This is a genomic window from Sphingomonas sp. KR3-1 (assembly GCF_040049295.1).
Taxonomy (GTDB): Bacteria; Pseudomonadota; Alphaproteobacteria; order Sphingomonadales; family Sphingomonadaceae; genus Sphingomonas.
This window is the reverse complement of the sequence record NZ_JBDZDQ010000001.1, coordinates 2,032,924-2,054,082: the sequence shown is the minus strand read 5'-3', so window position 1 is coordinate 2,054,082 and position 21,159 is coordinate 2,032,924. Positions and strand designations below refer to the sequence as shown.

Annotated in this window: 22 protein-coding genes; 9 read left to right on the top strand and 13 right to left on the bottom strand. The window is 67.6% G+C overall.

All coding sequences use genetic code 11. The annotated features are described in order from the left end of the window. Positions 1 to 14: 14 nt before the first annotated feature. Both ABLE38_RS10115 and ABLE38_RS10110 read right to left on the bottom strand, forming a co-directional pair. A complete protein-coding gene (locus ABLE38_RS10115) occupies positions 15 to 896 on the bottom strand; it encodes an aldose 1-epimerase family protein (protein ID WP_348974020.1) in 882 nt (293 codons plus the stop codon). A 7-nt stretch (positions 897 to 903) separates the two neighbouring features. Further along, a complete protein-coding gene (locus tag ABLE38_RS10110; protein WP_348974019.1) occupies positions 904 to 1,638 on the bottom strand; it encodes an SDR family NAD(P)-dependent oxidoreductase in 735 nt (244 codons plus the stop codon). A gap of 73 nt (positions 1,639 to 1,711) precedes the next feature. Between ABLE38_RS10110 and ABLE38_RS10105 the strand changes: the two genes are divergently transcribed. Next, positions 1,712 to 2,026 (top strand): hypothetical protein, encoded by a 315-nt coding sequence (locus ABLE38_RS10105; RefSeq protein ID WP_348974018.1) that lies wholly within the window; start codon positions 1,712 to 1,714, stop codon positions 2,024 to 2,026. A gap of 8 nt (positions 2,027 to 2,034) precedes the next feature. Continuing rightward, positions 2,035 to 2,562 (top strand): hypothetical protein, encoded by a 528-nt coding sequence (locus ABLE38_RS10100; protein WP_348974017.1) that lies wholly within the window; start codon positions 2,035 to 2,037, stop codon positions 2,560 to 2,562. Here the strand turns inward: ABLE38_RS10100 and ABLE38_RS10095 are convergent. The 7 genes from ABLE38_RS10095 to rpmI all read right to left on the bottom strand — a co-directional run bounded on the left by ABLE38_RS10095 (position 2,533) and on the right by rpmI (position 9,895). Then, positions 2,533 to 2,952: a hypothetical protein gene (locus ABLE38_RS10095; RefSeq protein WP_348974016.1), complete on the bottom strand. Its 420-nt coding sequence runs from the start codon at positions 2,950 to 2,952 to the stop codon at positions 2,533 to 2,535. The genes ABLE38_RS10100 and ABLE38_RS10095 overlap by 30 nt on opposite strands. Continuing rightward, positions 2,952 to 5,363 (bottom strand): phenylalanine--tRNA ligase subunit beta, encoded by a 2,412-nt coding sequence (gene pheT, locus ABLE38_RS10090; protein WP_348974015.1) that lies wholly within the window; start codon positions 5,361 to 5,363, stop codon positions 2,952 to 2,954. The genes ABLE38_RS10095 and pheT overlap by 1 nt, the downstream gene beginning before the upstream one ends. Beyond that, positions 5,360 to 6,460 (bottom strand): phenylalanine--tRNA ligase subunit alpha, encoded by a 1,101-nt coding sequence (gene pheS / locus ABLE38_RS10085; RefSeq protein ID WP_348974014.1) that lies wholly within the window; start codon positions 6,458 to 6,460, stop codon positions 5,360 to 5,362. Before pheS ends, pheT begins: the two co-directional genes overlap by 4 nt. Before the next feature lie 67 nt (positions 6,461 to 6,527). After that, complete coding sequence (locus ABLE38_RS10080; RefSeq protein ID WP_348974013.1) at positions 6,528 to 7,508, bottom strand: hypothetical protein; 981 nt, start codon at positions 7,506 to 7,508, stop codon at positions 6,528 to 6,530. Continuing rightward, complete coding sequence (locus tag ABLE38_RS10075; RefSeq protein WP_348974012.1) at positions 7,505 to 9,214, bottom strand: molecular chaperone HscC; 1,710 nt, start codon at positions 9,212 to 9,214, stop codon at positions 7,505 to 7,507. Before ABLE38_RS10075 ends, ABLE38_RS10080 begins: the two co-directional genes overlap by 4 nt. A 97-nt stretch (positions 9,215 to 9,311) precedes the next feature. Beyond that, entirely contained in the window at positions 9,312 to 9,677 is a 366-nt protein-coding gene (rplT, locus tag ABLE38_RS10070) for a 50S ribosomal protein L20 (protein ID WP_180146221.1), read from the bottom strand. 14 nt (positions 9,678 to 9,691) lie between these two features. Continuing rightward, on the bottom strand, positions 9,692 to 9,895 hold the full coding sequence (rpmI, locus tag ABLE38_RS10065; RefSeq protein ID WP_056616276.1) for a 50S ribosomal protein L35: 204 nt from the start codon (positions 9,893 to 9,895) through the stop codon (positions 9,692 to 9,694). A 166-nt stretch (positions 9,896 to 10,061) separates the two neighbouring features. On the opposite strand from rpmI, the gene ABLE38_RS10060 reads away from it, so the two are divergent. Together ABLE38_RS10060 and ABLE38_RS10055 are read left to right on the top strand one after the other, a co-directional pair. Beyond that, positions 10,062 to 12,206 carry an AsmA family protein gene (locus tag ABLE38_RS10060; RefSeq protein ID WP_348974011.1) on the top strand — a complete coding sequence of 715 codons (2,145 nt, stop codon included), beginning with the start codon at positions 10,062 to 10,064 and terminating at the stop codon, positions 12,204 to 12,206. A gap of 54 nt (positions 12,207 to 12,260) precedes the next feature. Next, positions 12,261 to 13,361, top strand: a complete 1,101-nt coding sequence (locus ABLE38_RS10055; protein WP_348974010.1) for a VWA domain-containing protein — start codon at positions 12,261 to 12,263, stop codon at positions 13,359 to 13,361. Positions 13,362 to 13,645: 284 nt separating this feature from the next. Here the strand turns inward: ABLE38_RS10055 and hisN are convergent, their stop codons facing one another. Next, on the bottom strand, positions 13,646 to 14,443 hold the full coding sequence (hisN, locus tag ABLE38_RS10050) for a histidinol-phosphatase (RefSeq protein ID WP_348974009.1): 798 nt from the start codon (positions 14,441 to 14,443) through the stop codon (positions 13,646 to 13,648). 65 nt (positions 14,444 to 14,508) lie between these two features. Between hisN and ABLE38_RS10045 the strand changes: the two genes are divergently transcribed. The 4 genes from ABLE38_RS10045 to ABLE38_RS10030 all read left to right on the top strand — a co-directional run bounded on the left by ABLE38_RS10045 (position 14,509) and on the right by ABLE38_RS10030 (position 18,675). Next, positions 14,509 to 15,576, top strand: a complete 1,068-nt coding sequence (locus tag ABLE38_RS10045) for a phospholipase A (protein WP_348974008.1) — start codon at positions 14,509 to 14,511, stop codon at positions 15,574 to 15,576. A gap of 32 nt (positions 15,577 to 15,608) precedes the next feature. After that, positions 15,609 to 16,154, top strand: coding sequence for a peroxiredoxin (locus ABLE38_RS10040; protein ID WP_348974007.1), 546 nt, complete (start codon positions 15,609 to 15,611; stop codon positions 16,152 to 16,154). A 125-nt stretch (positions 16,155 to 16,279) separates the two neighbouring features. Beyond that, positions 16,280 to 17,296, top strand: a complete 1,017-nt coding sequence (locus ABLE38_RS10035; RefSeq protein WP_348974006.1) for a GGDEF domain-containing protein — start codon at positions 16,280 to 16,282, stop codon at positions 17,294 to 17,296. 527 nt (positions 17,297 to 17,823) lie between these two features. Beyond that, positions 17,824 to 18,675, top strand: coding sequence for an SDR family oxidoreductase (locus ABLE38_RS10030; RefSeq protein ID WP_348974005.1), 852 nt, complete (start codon positions 17,824 to 17,826; stop codon positions 18,673 to 18,675). A 181-nt stretch (positions 18,676 to 18,856) separates the two neighbouring features. Here ABLE38_RS10030 and ABLE38_RS10025 read toward each other — a convergent pair whose 3' ends face one another. Together ABLE38_RS10025 and ABLE38_RS10020 are read right to left on the bottom strand one after the other, a co-directional pair. Beyond that, a complete protein-coding gene (locus tag ABLE38_RS10025) occupies positions 18,857 to 19,468 on the bottom strand; it encodes a YbhB/YbcL family Raf kinase inhibitor-like protein (RefSeq protein ID WP_348974004.1) in 612 nt (203 codons plus the stop codon). A 149-nt stretch (positions 19,469 to 19,617) separates the two neighbouring features. Further along, positions 19,618 to 20,289 (bottom strand): glutathione S-transferase family protein, encoded by a 672-nt coding sequence (locus tag ABLE38_RS10020; protein WP_348974003.1) that lies wholly within the window; start codon positions 20,287 to 20,289, stop codon positions 19,618 to 19,620. Positions 20,290 to 20,364: 75 nt separating this feature from the next. Here ABLE38_RS10020 and ABLE38_RS10015 point away from each other — a divergent pair, with 75 nt between their 5' ends. Then, positions 20,365 to 20,712 (top strand): hypothetical protein, encoded by a 348-nt coding sequence (locus tag ABLE38_RS10015; protein WP_348974002.1) that lies wholly within the window; start codon positions 20,365 to 20,367, stop codon positions 20,710 to 20,712. Between the two features lie 3 nt (positions 20,713 to 20,715). Here ABLE38_RS10015 and ABLE38_RS10010 read toward each other — a convergent pair whose 3' ends face one another. Then, on the bottom strand, positions 20,716 to 21,144 hold the full coding sequence (locus ABLE38_RS10010; protein ID WP_348974001.1) for a hypothetical protein: 429 nt from the start codon (positions 21,142 to 21,144) through the stop codon (positions 20,716 to 20,718). Positions 21,145 to 21,159 lie beyond the last annotated feature (15 nt).

The following is a 21,159-nucleotide window of genomic DNA, read 5'->3' as shown; positions in this document are numbered from 1 at the left end:
GCGCCCCTAGACCCTTAGGTGCGCAATGTCACTCGCATCGAGAAGTTGCGCGCCTCGCCCGGCGCAAAGCGGAGGATGCCGGGCTTGTCCCAGATCTCGCCGGTGAAGCCGTGCGGGTCTGCGATGCCGTGCCAAGGCTCGATGCACAGGAAGCGCGCACCGGGCTTGGTCCAGATGCCGAGCATCGGCGTGTCGGGGAATTCGACGAGCAGCTGCGCGCCCTGTTCGGGCCCGTAGACGAGCGACTGGCTGACCAGCTCGTCCCAGACCAGCGCGTCCCGCGCGAAATCCGCATCCGCCAATTTCAGGATCCGCCCCTCGAGCGGGCTCGGCCAGCGTTCCTCGCCGATCGTCCCGCCCGGGATGATCGCCGCCAGCGATGCCGGCTCGTCATGCGCGAATTCGATCCGGTGCGCTTCGCGCGGCGCGCCATAGGGCAGCGGCCAGGCAAAGGCCGGGTGGAAGCCGAAGCTCGCCGGCATGTCGGTGGTGCCGCGATTGGTGACGGTGATCGTCATCACCAGCGTCGCGCCCTGCAACACGAACGCCGCCTCCAGCGCGAAGGCGAAGGGATAGACGGCGCGCGTCGCTTCATTGTCGGTCAGCAGGAAGCGCGCGCGATCCTCGAGCTTCTCGGTCAGCAGGAACATCTGCTTGCGCGCGAAGCCGTGCTGGGGGAGCGGGTAGCGCTTCCCGTCGACGCGGTAGGCGTCGCCGTTCAGCTTGCCGACGATCGGGAACAGCAGCGGCGCCCGCCCGGTCCAGAAGGCGGGGTCCGCATCGGTCATCAACTCGCGGCCCTCGCCGTCCTTCAGCGACGAAAGCTCGGCCCCGAACGGATTGATCGCCGCGCGCAGCCCATCCGACGCGATCTCGATCCAGTGCTGCTCGGCCATGCTGTCCTCACCCTTCGCGATGTACGGCGAAACCCTGCCAGCTCTGGTTGACCGGCATCAGCTCCAGCGCATTGATGTTGAGGTGCGGCGGCAGCGTCGCCACCCACAGGATCGTCTCGGCGATGTCCTCGCCGGTCATCGGGTTCACCCCGCCATAGAGCTTGTCCGAGGTCTCCTGGCTGCCGGTGCGCACCAGCGTGAACTCGGTCTCGACCATGCCCGGCTCGATCGAGGTGACGCGCACCCCGGTGCCATGCAGATCGGCGCGCAGGTCGAGGCTGAACTGGCGGACGAACGCCTTGGTCGCGGCATAGACGTTGCCGCCCGGATAGGGATAGTTCGCCGCCACCGACGACAGGTTCACGATCGCGCCCTTGCGCGCGATCAGCTGGGGCAGCAGCTTGTGCGTGATCGAGACGAGCGACACGACATTGGTGTCGATCATCGTCTTCCAGTTGGCGAGCGAGGCCTGCTGCGCCGGCTCCAGGCCGAGCGCCAGCCCGGCATTGTTCACCAGCAGATCGATGTCGCGAAAGCCCTCGGGCAGCGACTCGAGCGCGGCGTCGCGCGCCGCCTCGTCGCGGATGTCGAAGGCGAGCGTGTGGACATTGTCGCGCACGAGCTTCGCCAGCCGCTCCTCGCGCCGACCGGTGGCGACGACGTTCCACCCCGCATCGGCAAAGGCATGGACGCATGCCTCGCCGATCCCCGCGGTCGCGCCGGTGATGAGTGCGGTTGCCATCGCGAGTCTCCTGCTGTTTGCTCGCTCCTTGCCGGGCGGCGCGGTGCCGTCAAGCGCGCGAAGGAGCAGAGCGATGGGGGACATGGTCATCGTTGCCTACCGGCCCAAGCCGGGCAAGGCAGCTGCGCTGGAAACGCTGGCCCGCGATCACGTGCCATTTCTGCGCCGCCTCGGCCTCGCCACCGATCGCCCGGCGCTGATCATGCGCGGCAAGGACGGCACGATCATCGAGGCGTTCGAGTGGAAGGAAGGCGCCGTCGCCACTGCGCACGAGAACCCCGAGATCCTCGCCATGTGGGAGGAATATGCCGCGGTGTGCGACTATGTCCCTCTGTCGGAGTTGCCCGAGGCGCAGGACATGTTCGCTACCTTCGCGCCGCTGGATTGAACGCCGGCATGGAAAGCGCGAAAATCATCGGCTTCGCCGTGTTGTCGGCGATTATGTATGGCGTGCTGCACGATCAGGTGACCGCGCATCTCTGCGTCGAATATTTCACCATCGGCCACCCGCCGATCTTCCCGACCGGCTCGCCCTTTCTGCTGGCACTGGGCTGGGGCGTGATCGCCACCTGGTGGGTCGGGCTGCCGCTGGGCATCGGACTGGCCGTGGCGGCACGGTTCGGGCGCGCGCCCAAGCTGGGGCTCGCCGAGTTGCGCCGGCCGATCCTGTTGCTGATGCTCGGCTGTGGCATACTGGCGCTGCTGGCGGGAATCGCCGGGGCGATCGGTGCCGCGATGGACTGGGTCTGGCTTGTCGGCTGGCTTGCGGAGGCCGTGCCCCGGGAAAAGCATGTCGCCTTCCTCGCCGACCTGTGGGCGCACAGTGCGAGCTATGCCGGCGGCCTGCTCGGCGGGTTCGGGTTGATGGCCTGGACCTGGCGGCAGCGCCGAATCTCAGCCGCGTCCCTCGAAGTCGGCGAGTAGCACCCACAACGCATCCCGCTCGTCTTCCTCGGCGAAATCGATGGCGTTGCGGACGAGATAATAGTCGTCCTCGTTCGCGATGACGCCGCGCTTGCGGACCTTCCGGAGCCTGCGCGAGAAAAGCAGCCGCGCCTCGCTCAGGGTCATCGCGTCGCATTCGGCCAGGCGCGCATCGAGCCGCGCGACATGGTCGCGCGACACGCTGGACAGCTCCTCGACGATGTCGCTGACCGCCATTTGCAGGCCCTTGCGGGCAACCGCCGGCGGATGCATCGCATCGAGAACGCGGACCGGATGGATCTCGTCCGTCTCCGCGATGCCCTTGCACTCGGTCGCGAAGATACCCAGCGTTCGCCGCATCCGCTCGAACGTCCGGGTATCCATTGCCATCAGCCCCGCAGCACCGCCCCCAGCTTCGCCGCCGCGGCGACAACCTTGTCCGCCACCGCCTTCAGTTCCTCGTCGGTGAAGCTCTTCTCGCCCGGCTGGAGGGTGACTTCGATGGCGAGGCTCTTCTGCCCTTCGGGCACGCCGGTGCCGGTGAAGACGTCGAACAGCCGCGCGTCGACGATCGTCGCCTTGTCCGCGCCCTTCACGGTGCGGACCAGGTCGCCCGCCGCGAGTTCGGCCGGCACCAGGAAGGCGAAATCGCGCGTCACCGCCTGCAGCGCCGGCGGCGTGTACGCCGTGCGCATGAAGCCGGTCCCGCCGCGCTTAGCCGGCAGCGCATCGAGATAGAGCTCGACCGCGGCGACATCGCCATCGAGGTCGAACGCCTTGAGCACGCTCGGGTGCAGCATGCCGAAGGCCGCAAGCACCGTCTTCGGCCCGAGCCGCAAAGTCGCCGACTGGCCCGGATGCCAGACGTCGCCGGCCTCGCCCATCACCTGCAGGTTCGCCACCGGCGCGCCGGCAGCCTCGAGCAGTGCCAGCGCCTCGGCCTTGGCGTCGAACGCGGTGAAGGCCTGGGGCTTGCCGCCCTGCCAGCCGCGCGGCGTCTTCGCGCCCGCTAGCAGCACGCCGAGCGTCACGCGCTCACCCTCCGCCAGATAGCGCCGGCCGAGTTCGAACAGCCGCACCGAGGTCGCGCCGCGCTTGAGGTTGCGCTCGGCAGCGCCGAGCAGGCCCGGCAGCAACGAAGGGCGCATCACCTTCATGTCCTCGCTGATCGGATTGGCGAGCGTCCACGCGCCGCCGCCAAAGGGCGCGGCCTCGGCGTCGGAAACGAAGCTCCAGGTCACTGCTTCGTTGAGACCGCGGGCGGCGGCGTTGCGGCGCAGCTTGCGTTCCAGCTTCTGCTCGGGCGTCGCGGTCGGCTTGGCGACCCCGGGCACGCGCGAGAGCGGCGTCGAGGGGACATTGTCGATGCCCTCGATGCGGATCACTTCCTCGACGATGTCGGCCGGACCGTCGATATCGCGGCGCCAGCTCGGCGCGGTGATGCGGAAGGCCTCGAAGCCGCTGGCCAGCTCGACCGGATCGCCATTGCCGTCGAGCGGCTGGACGGTGAAGCCCAGGCTCTCGAGGATCTCGACCTGGCGCGCAGCCGGCACGGCGAGGCCGCCCAGCGTCTCGGCCAGCCTGGGATCATAGCCGACCGTCGCGCCGACCTGCGGCAGCGTGCCGACGCGCGTCACCTCGCTTGCCTTGCCGCCGCACAGCGCGAGCACCAGCCGCGTCGCGATCGCGATGCCGTCCTCGAGGAAGGCCGGATCGACGCCGCGCTCGAAGCGGGTGCGCGCATCGCTGGTCAGGTTGAGCTTCTGCCCGGCCCGGGCGATATGCTCCGGATCGAAATAGGCGCATTCGATCACGACATCGGTGGTGGTCTCGGACACGCCGGTGTCCTCGCCGCCCATGATGCCGCCGATATCGTGCACGCCGCTGTCGTCGGCGATCACGGTGATGCTCTCGTCGAGCGTGTAGGTCTTCTCGTTGAGCGCCAGCACCTGCTCGCCGGCCTTCGCCTTGCGCGCGACCAGCGCGCCGCTGAGCTTGGCCTTGTCGTAGACGTGGAGCGGACGGCCGAGGTCGATCATCACATAGTTGGTGATGTCGACCAGCGCCGAGATCGGCCGCTGGCCGATCGCCTTCAGCCGGCGCTGCATCCACTCGGGCGAGGCACCGTTGGTGACGCCGCTGACCGTCTGGCCGTAATAAGCCGGGCAGCCCTCGGGCGCCTCGATCCTCACGTCGGGCCCCGCGCCTTCGCCTGCGACCGGATCTGCGTTCAGCGCCTTGAGCGTGCCCAGGCCCGCCGCGGCGAGGTCGCGCGCGATGCCGCGCACGCCCATGCAGTCCTGGCGGTTCGGGGTGATCGAGACGTCGAACACCGGGTCGTTGAGATCGGCATAATCGGCAAACGCAGTGCCGACCGGCGCATCCGCCGGCAGCTCGATGATGCCGTCATGATCGTCGCCCAGCTCCAGCTCGCGCGTCGAGCACATCATGCCGTTCGACTCGACCCCGCGCACCGCGGCGACCTTGAGCTGCATGCCATTGGCCGGCACCACCGCGCCGGGCGTGCCAAGCACGCCGACGAGTCCCGCGCGCGCATTGGGGGCGCCGCAGACCACGGTCAGCACCTGCTCGCCGGTATCCACCGTCAGCACCTGCAGCTTGTCCGCCTGCGGATGCCGCTCGGCGGTCAGCACCCTGGCGACGCGGAAGCCGTTCAGCTTCTCGCCCGGATTCTCCACGCCCTCCACTTCGAGGCCGACGCGGGTCAGCGCCTCCTCGATGTCGGTGACCGAGGCAGTGGTGTCGAGATGCTCCTTGAGCCAGCTCAGGGTGAACTTCATGCGCCCACTCCCCCGCTCAGCGTGGGCATTTCGAGCGCCGAGAAGCCATAATGCTTGAGCCAGCGCAGATCGCCGTCGAAAAAGGCGCGCAAGTCGTCCATCCCATATTTGAGCATCGCCAGCCGGTCGACGCCGGTGCCGAAGGCGAAGCCCTGCCACTCGTTCGGGTCGAGGCCGCAGCTCTCGATCACCTTGCGGTGGACCATCCCGGAGCCGAGCACTTCCATCCAGCCGCCATTGTCCGACTTGCGCGGATCGCCGCCGATCACGCGCTTGCCGTTCTGCCAGGTGAAGCCGACATCGACCTCGGCGCCCGGCTCGGTGAACGGGAAATAGCTCGGGCGCAGCCGCAGCACGATATCGTCGCGCTCGAAGAACGCCTTGAGGAAGGTCTCGAGCGTCCACTTGAGATGGCCGAGCGTGATCCCCTTGTCGATCACCAGCCCCTCGATCTGGTGGAACATCGGCGTGTGCGTCGCATCCGAGTCCGAGCGATAGACGCGGCCCGGCGCGATGATCCGGATCGGCGGCGTGCCCTGCATCATCGTGCGGATCTGCACGGGGGACGTATGCGTGCGCAGCAGGTATTTCTGGCTGCCATCGGCTTCGGGAGGGAAATAGAAGGTGTCGTGCATCGCTCGCGCCGGGTGCGTCTCGGGGATGTTGAGCGCAGTGAAATTGTGCCAGTCGTCCTCGATCTCCGGCCCGGTGGCGACCGCGAAGCCGAGATCGGCGAAGATCTCCGCCAGCTCGTCCATCACCTGGCTGACCGGGTGCACCGAGCCCGCGGGCACGCCGTCGACCGGTAGCGTCATGTCGAGCGTCTCGCTGGCCAGCCGCGCATCGAGCGCCGCCTTCTCCAGCCCCGCCTTGCGGGTGGCGAGCGCCTCGGTCACCGCCTCGCGCAGCGCGTGGATGCGCGGCCCTTCGACCTGGCGCGCCTCGGGGCTCATCCCGCCCAGCGTCTTGAGCAGGCCGGTGATCGCCCCCTGCTTGCCGAGCGCATGCACGCGAAGCGCTTCGAGCGCGTCGAGGCCGGCGGCGGCGTCGATGGAGCCGAGCAAATCGGCGCGGAGCTGGTCGAGATCAGTGCTCATGCACTGCCCCAAAGCAAAAGGCCGCGCCCGGCGCAATGGCCGAGCGTGCACCGCCCTGTTTCTGGCGCTACTTCCTGCGGCTGCTGGCCAGCCCGGCGAGGATGAAGATCAACGCAAAGCCATTGGTGGCAACGATAGCACCGAGGCCCAGCAGGATCGCGACCGCGATGGCCAGCCCGCCGCCAATATAGTTCAGCTTGTAGCGCCGCGCGAAGCGCACGAACTTCACCCAGAAGGCGTTGCGGGCACGGCCCCATCTGGCGATCAGCCGGTTGTTGCGCCGCGCGATCGCCTTGTCCCAGGCGGCGAGCGAGTCGGCCGGGAACTCGTGCGGCAGCGTCGAGAAATCGCGGCGGACCATATTGAGGAATTCCTCGGCAGCGGCGAGCTGCCCACTGCGCGGCTTGGCGCCTTCATAGATGCGGCGGAAAACCGCGGCGTTCGGGCTCCTGCCGTCGCGCAGATCGTTGAGATACTGGCAATCGATATAGCGATCGACGATCGCGCGAATCGCTGGGTGGTAATCCCATTGCTCGGCGCGCTGGCGCCAGCCGAAGCGCTGGAGCGCGGGAAGCAGCAGCCCGTTGCTACGCGGAATGCCCGAAAGGATCACCTGCGCCGCCCATTGCTCGATCTGCGCGGCGTGCTGGATCTCCGCCATCTCGGGGCCATTCAACAGCCGCTCTGCGCGCGTGCCGACTTCGGCGAAGATCGCCTCGCGCGGCTGGTCGCCATAGATCAGCGCCTGGATCGCCTCGATATCGTCGACCCAGGCCGGGCGCTCGGCCGCAATCGCCTCGTCCTCAGGCGCAGACTCCGCCTCGGGCGCAAGCTCGCACGGCCCGTCGGCGAGGACAGGCTGCTGCACCTGCGCCGCCGCCTGCGCGGCATGCATCTGCGCCGCGTGGAGCGCGTTCCGCAGCGCGATGAACGCCGCGGGGTCGCTATCGACATCGATCGTCTTCAGCGTGCGCGCATAGGCCCGGCGAATCGCGAGCGCGTCGGTCGTGCTGGCGATCCCCAGCAGCGCCCAGGGCGATCCGCTCACAGGAAGCGCTCGCCTTCGATCTGGTCGAGCGCCGCTTCGACCTGCGCGCGCATGTCGTCGATCGAATGCGGCTCCTGCCGCGCGAGCACCGCCTCGAACGTCAGGATCATCTCGGCGATATGCTGCCGCCGCTCGCCGATGAAATTCTCGTAACATCGCTCGGCGCGCGCCAGCGTCGCGGCGTTGGAGGCCTGATCGCGCGGATGGATCTTGAGCTCGGCAAGCGCGGCGCGGCGGGCAGCGACTTCCTCGGGCGAGTCGCCGCCGTCGCCGCTGCTGATCACCCATTGCCGCTGCAATCCGCTCAGCGGCACGCTGACATCGATTTCGAGCAGCCCGCTCGCGTCATAGCTGAAGCGCACATCGACCACGACTTCGCCCGCTGGGCGCGGCGGCACCGGCACCACGGCCTGGCCGAGATGGACGTTGTCGGCGACCGCGCGCGCCTCGCCCTGATAGATGTTGAACTCGACCTGCTTCTGGTTCTCGGCGAGCGTCTGGAAGCGGTGCACGCGGCTGGCGGGCACCACGGTGTTGCGCTCGATGATCGGCGCGAACACGCCGAACACCAGCCGCCCGGTCGGATCGCGCATCGCGGTGTCGACGCCCAAAGTGAAGGGGCAGACATCGGTGAGGCGGATCTCCTCCAGCGCCGCATCGCGCGCCTTGAGGCCGGCCTGCACCGCCGCGCCGAGCGCGACCGCGTGATCGGGGTGGAGGCTGTGATTGGGGAAGCGGCCGAACATCCGGGTGACCGCCCGGCGCACGACCGGCATCCGCGTCGCGCCGCCCACCAGCACCACTTCGCTTAGCCCGCCGACCGCGATGTTGCTGTCGCGCATCGAGCGCAGCACCGGATCGCGCAGCCGCTGGATCAGCGGATCGGCGGCGGCCTCGAATTCGGCGGCGGTGATGCGGTGGCTATACGCCTTGCCTTCCCACACGATCTCGAACAGCGCGTCTTCGGCTTCGCTCAGCGCGCGGCGGGTGCGCTCGGCAGCGGCGCGGAGCACTTCGTGGAACAGCGATTCCTTGCCGCGCGCGACCAGCGTTCCCTCGGGGTCGATCGCCGCACGGGCGAGCTTGGCGACCATGTCGTTGAAGTCCTCCCCGCCCAGCCGGTTGTCGCCGGCGGAGGCGCGCACCTCGACAACCCCGTCGAACACTTCGACGATCGATACGTCGAACGTGCCGCCGCCCAGGTCGAAGACCAGGAAGGGTTCGCGGTCGCCACGCTCATGGATGCCATAGGCGAGCGCCGCCGCCGTCGGCTCGTTGACCAGCCGCTCTACCTTGAGCCCAGCCAGCTCGCCCGCGCGGCGAGTCGCCTTGCGTTGCTGATCGTTGAAATAGGCGGGCACAGTGATCACCGCGCCGGTCACCGTTTCGCCGGTAAAGCGCTCGGCATCGGCCTTGAGGCTGGCGAGCACCAGCGCGGAGAGATCCTCGGCGCCATAGGCGCGCCGGCCGAGCGTGTAGCGCTTGCGCGTGCCCATGTGGCGCTTGAACGCGGTGGCGGTCAGATCCGGATGCGTCGACTGGCGGTCGCGCGCGGCCAGGCCGACGAGCAGCGATCCGTCCTTGCCGAGGCTGACCGCCGAAGGGGTCAGCAGGTCGCCAAGCGCGTTGGGGATGAGCTGCGGCGCACCGTCGCGAAAACAGGCGATGGCACTGTTGGTCGTGCCAAGATCGATACCGACAATCATGATTCCCCCTTGGAACGGGGGATAGGCCGATGCCGGGGCAAAAGAAAAGGGGCCGCGGATCGATGATCCACGGCCCCTTTCTATCCGGTTGCTTGCCTCAGGCGGCCTGGGGCAGGGCCGCCTTCGCCTGGGCGATGATGGCGGTAAAGGCTTCGCCTTCGTGCATCGCGATATCGGCCAGGACCTTCCGGTCCAGCTCGATGCCGGCGAGCTTCAGCCCGTGCATGAACTGCGAATAGGTCAGGCCCTCGGCGCGGACACCGGCGTTGATGCGCTGGATCCACAGACCGCGGAAGGTCCGCTTCTTAACCTTGCGGTCGCGATACGCATACTGGCCGGCCTTCTCGACGGCCTGACGGGCGATGCGGATCGTGTTCTTGCGACGACCGCGATAGCCCTTTGCCTGCTCAAGAATGTTCTTGTGCTTGGCCTTGGTGGTTACACCACGCTTAACTCGTGCCATTTTCTAGGCCCTCCTTACTTCAGGCCGTACGGCGCCCACGCGATAACGCGGGCGGTATCGGCGTCGGCGAGCACGGAGGTGCCGCGGTTCTGGCGGATGTACTTCGCGTTATGCGAAATCAGGCGGTGGCGCTTGCCGGCGACTCCGTGCTTCACCTTGCCAGTGGCGGTGAGCTTGAAGCGCTTCTTGACGCCGCTCTTCGTCTTGAGCTTGGGCATTTTCGTCTCCTTATGGTTCGACGATTGCGAATGCGCGCGGCAGCCCATACAGCCGGCGTATTCCTCGATCGCGGAAAGCGGGGCCCCTAGCCCAAAGCGTGGGGCGGTGCAACCGGAGTCTGCGCTCGCCGCGGAACTCATTCGGCCCGCGGGACTTTTCTATCCGATGGCCGATCGCGAAGCCCCCATTGTCGCCGCCGATTCGGCACCGCCGGCCGACGCCCCGGCCCGGCCGCTGCGCGCGCTCGGCACCCCGCTGGCCAGCGTCATCGCCGTCGTCGCGACGATCCTCGGCCTGCTGGTGCTGGCCTGGACGATCCTGTTCGTCACCAAGGGCCGCTTCCTGCGCCATACCTTCGAGCGCATCGTCGCCGGCCAGACGCACCGCGAAGTGAAGGTGGAGGGCGACTTCCAGCTCTATTTCAATCCGCTCAACGTCAAGTTCGTCGCCGAGAAGATCCACATCGCCAACCCCGAATGGGCCGGCAAGGGCAATTTCTTCGAGGCGCGCCGCATCGATTCGCGCATCTCGACCTGGTCGCTGATCACCGGCAAGCGGCGGGTCAACTGGCTCAGCCTCGAGAACGGCCAGGTCGACCTGCAATGGGACAAGGCCGGCAAGCGCAACACCTGGACGTTCAGCGAGGAAAAGGGCGAGCCGCTCGACCTGCCGGTCATCCGCCGCGCACTGCTCCAGGGCACGATGATCCGCTATGTCGATCCGCGCATGCAGATCGAGGCGGGCATCCGCATCCACACGGTCGAAGCGAAGGACACCCAGTTCGCCTCGACGATCCGCTTCGACGGCGGCGGCACCGCGCGCGGCACCCGCTTCACCCTGAACGGCGCGCTGCTCACGCCCAACGCCACCGTGACCGGCGGCAAGAACCAGCTCCGCCTCCATGCCGAGGGCGTGCGCACCCAGGTCGATGTCTCGGGCACGCTGCCCGGCGCCACCGAGATCGAGGGCGCCGACCTGCACATGGACATGCGCGGCCAGAACCTTGCCGACATCTTCCTGCTCGCCGGCATCGCCGTGCCCGATACCCGCACCTACCGGATCCGCTCGGCGCTGACCAAGGCGGGCGACGAATGGCGCTTCACCGGGCTGAAGGGCCGGTTCGGCGATTCGGACATCGCCGGCAAGATGGCGGTGAAGATGACGCGCCCGCGCCTGCTCGTCACCGCCCAGCTCGCCACCGACACGCTCGACATCGTCGATGCCGGCCCGTTCATCGGCTACAATCCCAACACCCTGGCGGCCAAGGGCGCGGCCGGCGCGGTGACCCAGGTCGCCGGCACCCCGCGCCTCCTGCCCGACGCCAAGCTGCGCGTCGATGCGCTGCGCAATTTCGACGCCAAGGTCCACTGGACGGTGCGCAACGTCCGCGCGCCCAGCCTGCCCGTCTCGAACATCGAGCTCGGGCTCGATCTCGACAACATGCTGCTCAAGCTCAGCCCGCTCAACTTCAGCATGGCGCGCGGCACGGTAAGCTCGGACATCACGATCAACGCGCGCAAGCAGCCGGTCTTCACCGATTACGACATCCGCCTCTCGCCCACGCCGATGGGAACGCTGCTCGCCGGCTGGGGCGTCGAGCAGAGCGGCACCAGCGGCACGATCAAGGCGCGCGTGCAGATGACCGGCAGCGGCGACAGCGTGCGCGAATCGCTCGCCCATTCGAACGGCCGCATCGCGATCATCCTGCCGCGCGGCACCTTCTGGACGCGCAACGTCCAGCTCGCCGAGCTCGATCTCGGCACCTTCGTCCAGAAGATGTTCGAGAAGAAGCTGAAGGAGCCGGTGCAGATCAATTGCGGGCTGATCGGTTTCACCGTGCGCAACGGCGTGGCGGCGGCGGACCCGATCCTGATCGACACGCAGAAGAACGTGATGCTCGGCCGCGGCGGCTTCAGCTTCCGCAACGAATCGATCGACCTCGCCTTCCGCGCCGACGCCAAGAAGTTCAGCCTGTTCTCGGCGCAGTCGCCGGTAGGCGTGAACGGCTATTTCGCCAGGCCGGGCATCGACGTGATCTCGCCCGAGCTGGTCGCCCGCGCCGGCGTGGGCCTCGGCCTCGGCGTCTTCGCCAGCCCGTTCGCGGCGATCATCGCCTTTGTCGATGTCGGCGATGCCAAGGCGGCGGCCTGCGGCCCGGTCCTCGAAGGCGCCCGCGCCGCCGCCCAGCGCGACACCAAGGGCCGCCCGCGCGACGATGTCGGCAAGGGCACCACCGCCAAGTCGGAGAGCGGCAAGCGATCGAAGGACGAGCGCCACGACCAGCGCAAGGCGTTCCGCAAGAAGGATTGAGCCGTGGATCGGTGCAGGGAGATCGCTCGTGGCTGCGTTTACGGTCTCCTGGCAATGGCCGTAAGCGGATGCGGCGGCCCCCAGAACGGCACCAAGGACGCGGCGGCGGCGCTGGAGAACGTCAACGCCGGCGAGGCCGCGCAGGCGCGCGCCTATGTCGGCCGGTTCGTCACCGAAAATCCGGATCGCTGCTTCCAGGAAGTCGGGCTGGACCGGCCGGAGTTGGAGCCACGGAAGAGCGACGGAATCGGGCCCCGCGTTCCGCCGGTTCGGGTCGTCGTGGCGATCGACGGCTCGGGCTCGATGGCGGGCCGGATCGGCGGACAGACCAAGCTCGCGCTCGCCCGCGAGGCCGCCACGCGCTTCGTCGATGGGCTGCCGTCGTCCGTGGAGGCGTCGCTGCTCGTCTTCGGGCAGCAGGGCGACAACAGCGCGGCGGGCAAGGCCAGGTCCTGCGCGGGCGTCGATCTTCTGGCTCCCATGTCGAACGATCGCACGCAGCTTGGTGCCGCGGTCTCGCGGATTCGGGCGGTGGGCTGGACGCCGCTCGCCGCTGGCCTGGCAAGAGCGGAGGCGCTGCTCGCCCGCTCGTCCACCGCAGGAGAACAGGTCATCTATGTCGTCTCCGACGGCGAGGAGACGTGCGGAGGCGATCCGGTGGCGACCGCGCGAAGGATCAACAGCGGCAAGACCCGGGCAGTCGTCAACATCATCGGCTTCGGCTTGCCATCGAGCGAAGCGGCAGCGCTGAAGGCAGTCTCCGATGCCGGCGGCGGCAGCTTCGTCAACGTCAACAGCCGCGCCGACTATGACGAGACGCTCGCGCGGCTGCGCGAGGCCAATCGTCAATCCGGCAATGTCCTGCGCCGGAGCAACGCCGTCTCCGGCAATATCCTGCGTACCTCGAACGCGACCAGCGGCGCCGTGCTCTGCGTCAACAACATAATAAGCGGCGAGACCCTCCGGATGAGCAACGACCTGTCGGCTCGGGCCCTGCAGGGCACGGCATTGCCATTCCGCCATACTGCCGAGGCGCTGCTCAAAGCGCGTCACAATGCCTTGCAGGTTCGGCTGAAGCGCTATCGGGAGCGCTTGCAGGGCAACGAATCGCATGCGCGCGAAACGATCGACGCTGCGGCCGAGGCCGTCCGCTAGATCACGCAGCACCCACGCAGCCCTGCGGGAAGCAGCAGGGAACGGATCGCGGGCGCTGGCAGCGAGCCTGAACCCGGCGCCTGCCAATGCACGCCAAGGCTTGCAATGTAGGATTTCGCCTGCTTGGCTGCCACGGCCGGATCGGCATCCGGCCGCTCTTTAAACTGTTGGAAATATAGGAAAAGCCGCGCGCAAGAAACTTGCGTTATCGCGGGAAAACCGGGAAAATAGGCGCCGGAAAAATCGCCATTGGTGCGGCCTTCGTGACCTTTCGAGTCGCGCGCTCAATGTCCGTGTTGGTGATCCCCGCGGCAGGCCAGCGCCTCGAGGATGTCGTCGATCCGCGCCGGGTCGCCCGCCGCCACGACTTCGCCGTTGCTGCCGGCGTGGAGCGGATCGCCCTGCCAGTCGCACATCCGCCCGCCCGCGCCCTCGACGATCGGCACCAGCGCCGCGAAGTCGTGGAGCTTGAGCCCGGCCTCGACCACCACGTCCATCCAGCCGCTGGCGACGCAGCCATAATTATAGCAGTCGCCGCCGAGCACCACGCTCATCACCGCGGCGTCGAGATGCTCGAAGGCATGGAGCTGGTCGTCGCCGAACAGGGCGGGCGAGGTCGTGGCGAGGATCGCGTCCTTGAGGTCGCGGCAGCGGCGCGTCTCGGCCGGCTTGCCGTTGAACAGCGTCGGGCGGCCCATCACGCCGAGCCAGCGCTCCTTGGTCACCGGCTGGTCGATGATGCCGAGCAGCGGCCATCCTTCCTCGATCAGCGCGATCAGCGTGCCGAAGATCGGGCGGCCGGCGATGAAGGCGCGCGTGCCGTCGATCGGATCGAGCACCCAGACGCGACCGCTCGTCCCCTCGCGCACCCCGAACTCCTCGCCCTGGATGCCGTCCATCGGCCGCTCGGCGATGATCAGCTTGCGCATCGCCTCCTCGGCGGCGCGGTCGGCAAGGGTGACCGGGGACTGGTCGTCCTTGGCTTCGACGCCGTGCTCGGCGCGGAAATAGGGGAGGATCGCCGCGCCCGCCGCATCGGCAAGGCGTTCGGCAAGGGCGATATCGGCGGCGGTCACTGGCATGGGGATGCCCTAGCGCTCCGATTTTGACTCGCCAAGGTCACAAACCCCTGCCACTCAACCCGCCGATGCCCATGCGCCGCCTGCTGATCCCTGCCGCGCTGCTTTGCGCCACGCCCGCCGCGGCTCAGAGCCTGCGCGCCGTGCCCGCCCAGCCCGCCTCCGAGACCGAGGCGCTGCGCGGCGTGGAGGTGTTCCTGATCAACGAGGGCGATGTGGCGGTGACCGACGCCGGTCCGCGCCAGATCGAGATCACCGCGATCGACGGCACCCGGCTGGTGCTCGAGCGCGCGCCGGGGCCGCTGGCAACCGTGGCGCCGCACGGCTTCGCCAAGGCACGTTACGTGCCGGTCAGCGTTGCCGGCCGCGCGGTGCCGCCCGCCGAGCAGCATGCGGCCGCCGAGATTCCCGAGGGCGAGACGGTGGTGCAGAGTTCGACCGGCAGCTCCTCGGCGTTCGTCGACCGCTTCGAGCCGCACGAGCCGGTCTATGGCGCGTTCGGGCTCAAGGATTCGGGCGGCAAGCTGCAGGTGAGCTTCGCCTTCCGCCCCTTTGCCGAGAATGCCCCGCTCAAGCTCGGCAATCTGCGCTTCGCCTACACCCAGACGATGTTCTGGGCGCTGAACCAGCCGTCGGGGCCGTTCCGCTCGACCAACTACAGCCCCGAGATCTACGCCGACATCCCGTTCAACGACACGACCAAGGTTGCGATCGGCTATCGGCATGATTCGAACGGGCGGGGCGAGCTCGATTCGGTCGATCTCAACCGCGTGTTCCTGCGCGCCGAGAAAAGCTTCGACCTGGGCGGCGACTGGCATCTCGATATCGCGCCCCAGGCCTGGTTCTATGTCGGCCAGATCCGCAGCGCGCCCGATGTGAAGGACTATTTCGGCTATACCTCGCTCACCGCGGCGATCGGCCAGCAGGACGGGCTGAAGCTCTCGCTCACCGGGCGGGGCAATGTCGAGACGCGCAAGGGCGCGGCCGAGCTGTTCGTTTCCTATCCGCTCGCCCGGGTTGCCAAGGGCGTCGGTTTCTATCTCTTCGGCCAGGTCTTTACCGGCTATGGTGAAGCCCTGGACGACTATCGCAAGAACGACACCCACGCCCGGATCGGCATCGCATTCACGCGCTAGCCGGCGGGACTGAAGGAAGAAGGAGGATCGCCATGCGCAAATTGCTGATCGCCGCTGCTGCCCTGACGCTTGCCGTGCCGGCCACGGCATCGCTCAACACCGGGGTGCGCGCGCCCGACTTCACCGCGCCCGGCGCGATGGCCGGCAAGCCCTTCACGGTGAACCTCAAGACCGCGCTCAAGAAGGGCCCGGTCGTCCTCTATTTCTTCCCCGCCGCCTTCACCGATGGCTGCAATGCCGAGGCGCATGCGTTCGCCGAGGCGCTGCCCGATTTCCAGAAGGCCGGCGCCAGCGTGATCGGCATGACCGCGGGCAATATCGACAAGCTCGAAGCCTTCTCGGCCGAGAAGTGCGCGGGCAAGTTCGCCGTCGCCGCGGCAAGCCCGGACATCATCAAGAAGTATGATGTCGCGCTCACCAAGCCCGACGGCACGGTGACCAAGATCACCAGCCGCACCTCCTATGTGATCGCGCCGAACGGCAAGGTGCTGTTCGTCCATTCGAACATGAGCCCGGCCGACCATATTCGCCTGTCGCTCGAAGCCGTGCAGAAGTATCGGGCGGCCCACACCCGTTGAAATACGGGTGCAATAATGGTGACCGCGCCGATTTTGCTCATCCTATGTTAGCAGTTCGACGGTAATTTGCCGCCGCACGGCAGCCTATTGCCGTGGGACGAACTTCTGGTGAGGCATTGAGGCACATGGTCGCGGCCAAGGCCGTCCGGGCGACAAGCGGCAGCGATGCCGCCCGCAACCTGTACGACCGCATCGGTGAATTCCTGGTCGATCAGCGGCTGGATCCCGATCCGGCCAACTATGCCTTTGCCTATCAGCTGCTCGCCAATCCCGACGGGCCGCTCGCCCGCGCCGTCCACACGCTCACCGATGGCGGCATCCGGCTGACCCGGCGCGACATCGAGACGCTGGGCTGCGACGCCCCCGTCGCCGGCACGCCCAGCGCGACGATCGAGAAGGCCCAGGGCCTGGTCGCCGCGACGCAGATGCAGGTCGAGGGCTTTCAGGACATGGTCAGCGCGATGCGCGCCGAGACCAAGGATTTCGGCCGCGACCTGGCGGCGAGCGCGCAGGCGATGCAGAGCTCGGGCGGCGACGGCATCGAGATCGGCCGGATCACCGCGACGATGATCGAGCGCGTCCGCAGCGCCGAGGAACGGCTCGAAAGCGCCAATCGCGAAGCCAATGAGCTGCGCACCAAGCTCGAGGAAGCGCGCGACAATGCCCGCAAGGACCCGCTGACCGGGCTGCCCAACCGCCGCGCCTTTGAGGAGGCCTATGCGGCCAAGGCCGCCGCCGGCGCAAAGATCTGCATGGCGGTGTGCGACGTCGATCACTTCAAGTCGGTCAACGACCGGTTCGGCCATGTCGTCGGCGACCGCGTGCTCAAGGCGCTCGGCGAAGCGCTGTCGGACACCTGCAAGGGCCATCTCGTCGCCCGCTATGGCGGCGAGGAATTCGTCGTGCTGTTCACCGGCCTCGCCCCGAAGGCGGCGCGCGACGTGCTCGACCGCGCCCGCGTCGCCGTCTCCGCCAAGCGCTATCGCCTGCGCGAGACCGACGCGCCGCTCGGCGAGATCACCTTCTCCGCCGGCCTGAGCGCCGCGGAGCCCGGCGAGGTGTTCGGCACCGTATTCCACCGCGCCGACCAGCTCTGCTATGCCGCCAAGAATGGCGGGCGGAACTGCATCCGCGTCGACTGACCGGAATCGGACAGTCACTGTCCGCCTTTGATTGGTGAAATCCACCATAGCTTGGTGTGAAATTTCCCAACCGCGTGTAACTTTCTAACGCGCCTCTAGTAAAATCAAGCACTTAGAAAACTGGCACGCTCCCTGCAAATCATCTGGCATCGGCAGGCCGGATGGTCCGGCAAGCCGAACACACAGGGAGTAAGTTAAAATGGCCGTACGTATCAGCTCGCTTCAGCACAGTGTTGCCGTCATCGGCGCAGTCGTTCTCAGCTATGGCATCCTGCTCTTCTCGGCGTCGGCGCTTCCGGTCGCATGATCGGCGGCGGACCGGACGGAAGGGAGAGGATAAGCATGACCCGTAGCCTGATGATCGGTGTGGCATCGTTCACGCTCACCGCAATGACGATCGCCACGGTCGGCCTGCAGGGTTTCAGCCACATCGGCTGAACCCCTGCGAGCCGGCGGCGGCGGCCGCGACAAGGCGGAACCTCGGCCCGCCACACCGGTTTCCCAAGGCATTCCACGAGGATGCCCCGATGAGCGAAACCGCCGAGATGATCCACGAAGACGCGCTGCCCGGACAGGAGAGCGCGCTCGAGCCCAAGCCCGAATGGGAGCCGCGCTATCCCGGCTCCGGACGCCTCCAGGGCAAGGTCGCGCTGATCACCGGCGCCGACAGCGGTATCGGCCGCGCCGTCGCCGCGCTCTATGCGCGCGAGGGCGCCGATGTGGCGATCCTCTATCTGTGCGAGCATGACGACGCGGAGAAGACCGCGGAGATCGTCCGCGCCGAGGGCCGCGCGGCGCTGACCATCGCCGGCGATATCGGGGAGAAGGGCTTCTGCGACCAGGCAGTCGCCCAGGTTATCGAGAGGTTCGGCCGGATCGACGTGCTGGTGAACAATGCCGGCGAGCAGCATCCCGACAAGGACATCACCGACATCACCGAGGAACAGCTGCGGCGCACCTTCCAGACCAACATCTTCGGGATGTTCTTCCTGACCCAGGCCGCGCGCCCGCACCTTAAAAAGGGCGCGGCGATCGTCAACTGCACCTCGATCACCATGTACCAGGGCTCGAAGGAACTGCTCGACTATTCGAGCACCAAGGGCGCGATCACGGCGTTCACCCGCAGCCTGTCCGAGAATCTGGTCGGCGAGGGTATCCGCGTCAACGCGGTGGCACCGGGACCGATCTGGACGCCGCTCAACCCCTCGGGCGGCGCGTCGCGGGAGAAGCTCGAACATTTCGGCGAGGACACGCCGATGGGCCGGCCGGGCCAGCCCAATGAGGTGGCGCCGGCCTTCCTGTTCCTGGCCTGCGAGGATGCCAGCTACATGTCGGGCCAGGTGCTGCATCCCAATGGCGGGACGATCGTGAACGGCTGAGCCGGGCCCGGAAAGTCACGAAAGCCAGGACATTCACGCGCGTGCGCGCGCGAGGCAATTCGCTTTGGACGTCGGGCCTGGTTCCGCGAGACCAGCCGCACGCATTATCAACCCTGCAAAGAGCGGCCGGGCATTTGACCCGGCCGCACCACAGCAACACGCAAAATCCTACAGTGCAAGCTCAGGCCACCGCACCCGCGCCGACCGGCCCGAGCGGCGCTTCCTCGCCGCGCGAATAGGTGCCAGTGAGCAGCCCTGCTGCCAGCACCCGCCCTTCCATGACGCGCAGCACTTCGCCGCGGCCGGGATTCTCGCCCGGTTCGGGGCCGGCGCCCAGCGCGAAGAGCTGGAAGGCATAATTGTGCTCGCCATGCCCGTTGGGCGGATCGGGCGGCAGCCAGCCCTCGGCGAAGCGGCTGTTGCGGCCGACATCCTCGCCGAGCGCCTCGCCCTCGTCTGGACGGATATCGCCCTCCTTGAGATCGCCGGAGAGCGGCAGACCCCAGACGATCGCGTGGACCATGGGCTGGGGCGTCGGCGCATCGGGATCCTCGACGATCAACACCAGCCGCTCGGTGCCCTCGGGCACCCCGGTCCAGAACAAGGGCGGCGAAACGCCCTCGCCGTCCGCAGTGAAGCGATCGGGCAGGCGCGCGCCATTGGCGAAGGCCGGGCTGGCGAGATGGATCACGCCGTCGCCAGCCAGTTCGGGCCGGACGATCACCAGCTTGTCCGCGCCGGCACGCAGCGGGCTCAGCGCCTTGCCGAGCCAATGGGGAAGATGTTCGAGCATCGCTTTCTCCTCGGCTGATGAACCGATGAGAAGGCGTGAGGCTCCCGCGTTTCCAGTTCGTCATCCCGGCCTTGAGCCGAATCCGCCTTCTTCTCGCTGGTCGAGGTAGCGGGACCCCGGCTCAAGGCCGGGGTGACGGGAAGGACACCCTAAAGGTCGAGCTTCTCATAGTCGGCGGGCGGCGGGATGCCTTCCATGCGCTCGCTCAAAAGAGGGCGGAAGCTGGGCCTGCTCTTCATGCGGATATACCAGCCCTTGGCCTGCTCATGGCTCTTCCAGTCGATGCCGCCGAGATAGTCGGCGATCGAGATCTGCGCCGCGGCGGCAAGATCGGCGAGGCTCATCGTCGGGCCGGCCAGCCAGGTGCGGTGATCGAGCAGATAATCGATATAATCGAGATGGTTGACCGCCGCCTTCATCGCGTTGCGCAGCGCCTGGCCGTCGGGCGACTGCTTGTAGACGACGCGCTTAAGCATGCGCTCGTGGAGCAAGGGCGCGGTGATCTCGGCATAGAAATTGGTGTCGAACCAGATCGCCAGGCGGCGGATCTCGGCGCGATCGGTGGCGGTGCCGTTGAGCATCGGCGCCTTGTTCACCGTCTCCTCGAAGAACTCGCAGATCACCGTGGAATCGATCAGCGTGACCCCGCGCTCGTCATCGACCATCACCGGCACTTGGCCGGTGGGGTTCAGATCGAGGAACTCGTCGCGCCGCAGCCAGGGCGATTCGCGCACCGGCTCATAGCCGACGCCCTTCTCGCCCAGCAGCAGCCGGACCTTGCGCGAGAAGGGACATAGCGGGAATTGATAGAGCTGCCACATCGGCCCGCTTTAGGACTCGGGATGCGCTCGCGTAAAGCGCTTGCAGGCGAGCCGTGCATTTGAGAGCCTCATCGCATGGGGGACGATGCTTTCGACACGGTCGCGATTGCCTATAGCCAGCCACAGGCGCTGGTGATCCTGTCATTGTTCGAGTGGAATGGCCTGCTCGCCTATGCCGGCAATCTGGAGCATGCGCGCGCCGCCTGCCCGTTGACGCTGGCGCTGGGCGGCATCCCGATCCGGGTGATGCGCGACGATGCGGCGGAAGCCCGCGCGCTGCTCACCGAAGCGGCCGAGCGCGAGGCGACCGGCATACACGAGGAGCTGGGCGAGCGCGTCGCCAAGCTGATGGTCTTCGGAATCTTCGGCCTTCTGCTCGGCATCGCCCCGGCGCCGCGGGTGAGCGCGACGATCATCGGCTGAGGCTTATTTGGCGTTGAGCATCCCACGCAGCGGCGCCAGCGCGGCGCGCAGGCGCGCGGCGGTCTGGTCGAGCGAGTCCTGCATCGCGATGCCGTCCTGGGTGAGCTTGCCGGCGGTGGCGACCGCGCGGCGGGCCTGATCGTGGAAGCGCTTCTCGAACTCGGGATCGTTGCGGCGCTGGATGTCGCGAAGCGTTTCCTGCTCGCCGATCGTCGGATCGACATAATGGGCGGCGGGGCCGACACGGGTATCGAGGAGGATGCCGGCGAGGTTGCTCAGCATCGCGGCGCCGGCTTCTTGGACCATCGGATTGTTGAGCGCTTTGGCGAGCGCCTCGGCCTTGTCGCGGGTGGTCGGCTGGGGCTGCGCCTGCTGGGCGAGGGCCGGGGTGGCGGCGGCGCAGAACAAGGCGGCGGTGATAGCGAGACGCATGGAACTCTCCCGAGT

Coding starts and splice junctions, on each gene's coding strand:
- ABLE38_RS10115 (WP_348974020.1), bottom strand. CDS start 896: ATGGCCGAGCAGCACTGGATCGAGATCGCGTCGGATGGGCTGCGCGCG.
- ABLE38_RS10110 (WP_348974019.1), bottom strand. CDS start 1,638: ATGGCAACCGCACTCATCACCGGCGCGACCGCGGGGATCGGCGAGGCA.
- ABLE38_RS10105 (WP_348974018.1), top strand. CDS start 1,712: ATGGGGGACATGGTCATCGTTGCCTACCGGCCCAAGCCGGGCAAGGCA.
- ABLE38_RS10100 (WP_348974017.1), top strand. CDS start 2,035: ATGGAAAGCGCGAAAATCATCGGCTTCGCCGTGTTGTCGGCGATTATG.
- ABLE38_RS10095 (WP_348974016.1), bottom strand. CDS start 2,952: ATGGCAATGGATACCCGGACGTTCGAGCGGATGCGGCGAACGCTGGGT.
- pheT (WP_348974015.1), bottom strand. CDS start 5,363: ATGAAGTTCACCCTGAGCTGGCTCAAGGAGCATCTCGACACCACTGCC.
- pheS (WP_348974014.1), bottom strand. CDS start 6,460: ATGAGCACTGATCTCGACCAGCTCCGCGCCGATTTGCTCGGCTCCATC.
- ABLE38_RS10075 (WP_348974012.1), bottom strand. CDS start 9,214: ATGATTGTCGGTATCGATCTTGGCACGACCAACAGTGCCATCGCCTGT.
- rplT (WP_180146221.1), bottom strand. CDS start 9,677: ATGGCACGAGTTAAGCGTGGTGTAACCACCAAGGCCAAGCACAAGAAC.
- rpmI (WP_056616276.1), bottom strand. CDS start 9,895: ATGCCCAAGCTCAAGACGAAGAGCGGCGTCAAGAAGCGCTTCAAGCTC.
- ABLE38_RS10060 (WP_348974011.1), top strand. CDS start 10,062: ATGGCCGATCGCGAAGCCCCCATTGTCGCCGCCGATTCGGCACCGCCG.
- ABLE38_RS10055 (WP_348974010.1), top strand. CDS start 12,261: ATGGCCGTAAGCGGATGCGGCGGCCCCCAGAACGGCACCAAGGACGCG.
- hisN (WP_348974009.1), bottom strand. CDS start 14,443: ATGCCAGTGACCGCCGCCGATATCGCCCTTGCCGAACGCCTTGCCGAT.
- ABLE38_RS10045 (WP_348974008.1), top strand. CDS start 14,509: ATGCCCATGCGCCGCCTGCTGATCCCTGCCGCGCTGCTTTGCGCCACG.
- ABLE38_RS10040 (WP_348974007.1), top strand. CDS start 15,609: ATGCGCAAATTGCTGATCGCCGCTGCTGCCCTGACGCTTGCCGTGCCG.
- ABLE38_RS10035 (WP_348974006.1), top strand. CDS start 16,280: ATGGTCGCGGCCAAGGCCGTCCGGGCGACAAGCGGCAGCGATGCCGCC.
- ABLE38_RS10030 (WP_348974005.1), top strand. CDS start 17,824: ATGAGCGAAACCGCCGAGATGATCCACGAAGACGCGCTGCCCGGACAG.
- ABLE38_RS10025 (WP_348974004.1), bottom strand. CDS start 19,468: ATGCTCGAACATCTTCCCCATTGGCTCGGCAAGGCGCTGAGCCCGCTG.
- ABLE38_RS10020 (WP_348974003.1), bottom strand. CDS start 20,289: ATGTGGCAGCTCTATCAATTCCCGCTATGTCCCTTCTCGCGCAAGGTC.
- ABLE38_RS10015 (WP_348974002.1), top strand. CDS start 20,365: ATGGGGGACGATGCTTTCGACACGGTCGCGATTGCCTATAGCCAGCCA.
- ABLE38_RS10010 (WP_348974001.1), bottom strand. CDS start 21,144: ATGCGTCTCGCTATCACCGCCGCCTTGTTCTGCGCCGCCGCCACCCCG.